Source organism: Yoonia sp. (genome assembly GCF_017854415.1).
Lineage (GTDB): Bacteria > Pseudomonadota > Alphaproteobacteria > Rhodobacterales > Rhodobacteraceae > Yoonia.
In genome coordinates this window covers 1-3,050 of sequence record NZ_JAFMHR010000211.1, presented here as the reverse complement: position 1 = coordinate 3,050, position 3,050 = coordinate 1, and the positions used below count along the sequence as shown (strand labels likewise).

Annotated in this window: 4 protein-coding genes; 3 read left to right on the top strand and 1 reads right to left on the bottom strand. The window is 54.0% G+C overall.

All coding sequences use genetic code 11. From position 1 onward, the window contains the following. Window positions 1-69: 69 nt before the first annotated feature. Window positions 70-351: a hypothetical protein gene (locus QZ197_RS15545; protein WP_296433101.1), complete on the bottom strand. Its 282-nt coding sequence runs from the start codon at window positions 349-351 to the stop codon at window positions 70-72. 160 nt (window positions 352-511) lie between these two features. Here QZ197_RS15545 and QZ197_RS15540 point away from each other — a divergent pair, with 160 nt between their 5' ends. From QZ197_RS15540 to QZ197_RS15530, 3 genes are all read left to right on the top strand, one after another. Then, window positions 512-1,000, top strand: a complete 489-nt coding sequence (locus QZ197_RS15540; protein ID WP_296433100.1) for a hypothetical protein — start codon at window positions 512-514, stop codon at window positions 998-1,000. A gap of 180 nt (window positions 1,001-1,180) precedes the next feature. Then, window positions 1,181-1,813 (top strand): ribonuclease HII, encoded by a 633-nt coding sequence (locus QZ197_RS15535; RefSeq protein WP_296433099.1) that lies wholly within the window; start codon window positions 1,181-1,183, stop codon window positions 1,811-1,813. 87 nt (window positions 1,814-1,900) lie between these two features. Then, complete coding sequence (locus QZ197_RS15530) at window positions 1,901-3,010, top strand: site-specific DNA-methyltransferase (RefSeq protein WP_296433097.1); 1,110 nt, start codon at window positions 1,901-1,903, stop codon at window positions 3,008-3,010. The last annotated feature ends 40 nt before the right edge of the window (window positions 3,011-3,050 follow it).

Sequence of the window (3,050 nt, the reverse complement as noted above, 5' to 3'; positions counted from 1 at the left end):
GCAATCGCAAGGATCACCACAATTGCGGCGATCCCCATGACGACAATCCGGTTGCCAATTTCACGTGCCTCAGAAGCGGAGGAAATACTCACCTGCGCTGTCCTTTCTTTCATCAAGTCCGGCGTCATCAAAGACACCAAGGACATTCAACAGCTGCCAACCATTATCATCCAAACGGTCGCCCAATTCGCGGGCGGCAGATCCAGCAGAGCACTCGCCGCGTACCTCTGCAACGCCATAGTGCAGGCGCAAAGGACCGTCTTGCTTGGCCTTGTAATCGGCATAGCACGCGGCTTGAGCGGCAGTTGTGCCCAGCATCAGCAGGCAGAGTGAGAAAGAAAGATGTTTCATGTGCCCAACTGATCCAAAACCCAACTGATATTCAATAACGCCTCATGTTATCGCGATGGCAATCGCATAACCATCCCCCGATATTGTTTGGCACGGTTGTCTGCCTCCAAGTTCATCCCATCGCCACCACGATGGCACCTGAACCAAAAGGATACGCCCCATGTTTAAGCATATGATCGCAGGCATAACTGCCTTGTCACTTACCTTTGCCACCGCAGCACCCGTGCAAGCCAACGGTTTTGATCGCGAAGATGTCGGTAAGTTGCTCATTGGAATTGCAGCGATTGCCGCCCTGAACGTCGCAATTGAAAACAACAAACGGAACGATCGTGTGGCAGAGCCTGCCCGGACCGTGGATCATCGTAGCAATCGCAACACCGATAGTTGGGCTGATCTAAACCGCCAACGTCCGCGCCAAAACAACCAAGCCCGCAACCGCGATCTGCCGCGCGAGTGCCTGCAAAGTGTTGAAACCCGATTCGGCACACAGCGCTTGTTCGGCCAGCGCTGTCTTGAACGGAACTATGCGCGTGTGAACCACCTGCCCAACCGCTGTGCTGTGCGTGTGTTTACCGACAATGGCCCACGCAATGGCTTTGATCCCCTTTGCCTGCGCGAACAAGGTTTCCGAGCTACGCGTCGTAACTAAGACGTCGCGAAGTAGCGCGGCTGCTTGCCCCAGTTGCCGCGCCACCTTGGATGTTTGACCCGTTAACAAGTCGCAGTTTAGTGCGTCAAAGGCCAAACATCCTAACGGGGCAGAGAGACGGACATGGCTCTCTGCCCCTTTTTGTCTTGAATTGCGCCGACCCTTCTGGTCACTAAACCCATGACCCAACCAGATTTCAGTTTTGAACAAGCAGCCCTCACGCGGGGCTTTTTCCGTATCGCGGGCGTGGACGAAGTGGGGCGCGGCCCATTGGCAGGTCCGGTTTGCGCTGCAGCAGTGATCCTTGATCCGCAAAACATTCCTGATGGATTGAATGACAGCAAAAGGCTGACTGCGAAGCGCCGCGATGCGCTGTTCGATCAGATCATGGATGCGGCTGATGTTTCGCTAGCAGAGGCGACAGTCGCCGAGATTGATGAACATAACATCTTGCGCGCGTCCCACATTGCGATGGTCCGCGCGATCGCAGGATTACGCCAGGCTGCTGATTACGCTTTGATCGACGGAAACATGATCCCGCGTGGTTTGGAAATTTCTTCTGAGACCATCATCAAAGGTGATGCGCGCAGCCTGTCGATTTCGGCAGCTTCCATCGTAGCTAAAGTGTGGCGCGACAGACACATGGTGGATTTGGCGCAACAGTTTCCGCACTACGGTTGGGAACGGAACGCCGGATACCCCACAGCCCAACATAAATTGGGCCTAGAGCGTTTCGGCGTCACCCCCCACCATAGACGTTCGTTCAAACCTATACACAATATCTTGTATCAAGATAGAAACGTAAGTGATTGATTCAATAAACATTTTGACAGCGAATCGTGTCTGACTCAATATGGGGTCAACCAAGAGCGGGCTACCCGCCGGGCATTGAGGCTGAACATGACGATCAAAACAAAAATGAAGAGCGTGCAAACGCTCCCGCTAAACACGATCCTTGATGGTGACTGTATCGACCGGATGAATAGCCTGCCTGCGGGCTCTGTTGATCTGATCTTCGCAGACCCACCCTACAACCTACAGCTTAAGGGCGATCTGCATCGCCCCGATAATTCCAAGGTCGACGCGGTCGACGATGCTTGGGACCAATTCGACAGCTTTAAGGTCTATGACCAGTTCACACATAAATGGTTGAAAGCGGCCCGCCGCTTGTTGAAACCAAACGGCGCGATCTGGGTCATTGGCAGCTATCATAATGTATTTCGCATGGGCGCAGAGTTGCAGAACCAAGGGTTCTGGATCTTGAACGATGTGGTTTGGCGCAAGTCTAACCCGATGCCGAATTTCCGCGGTAAGCGTCTGACGAATGCGCACGAGACTCTGATCTGGGCGTCCAAAGAAGAAGTCAGCAAATACACTTTTAACTACGAAGCTCTCAAGGCCCTCAACGAAGGCGTCCAGATGCGGTCAGATTGGGTTCTGCCCATCTGTACCGGTCACGAGCGGATCAAAAACGATGAGGGTGACAAAGCGCATCCGACACAAAAACCCCAGTCCCTGTTGCACCGTGTACTGGTTGCCACCACTAACCCCGGCGATGTGGTCCTTGACCCATTCTTCGGGACTGGCACCACGGGCGCTGTCGCAAAAATGCTTGGTCGCGATTTCATCGGTATCGAGCGTGAGGAAGCGTACCGCAAGGTTGCTGAAAAGCGCATCAAGAACACCCGCAAATTCGACAAAGAAGCGTTGGAGGTTTCGACCTCAAAGCGTGCCGAACCTCGTGTCGCTTTTGGTGTTTTGGTTGAACGCGGCATGCTGCGCCCCGGCGAAGAACTGTGGAGCATGAATGGTCGTCACAAAGCAAAGGTCCGCGCCGATGGCACGTTGATCGGTGACGACATCAAAGGATCGATCCATCAGGTCGGCGCCCATCTTGAGGGCGCGCCAAGCTGTAACGGCTGGACATATTGGCAATTTAAACGCGACGGGCAAAAAGTGCCCATTGATCTGCTACGCCAGCAGATCCGCTCAGAGATGGCGAAGCACTAACACTTCACCAAAGTTGATACCGCCGGTGCCTGCGGCAAGC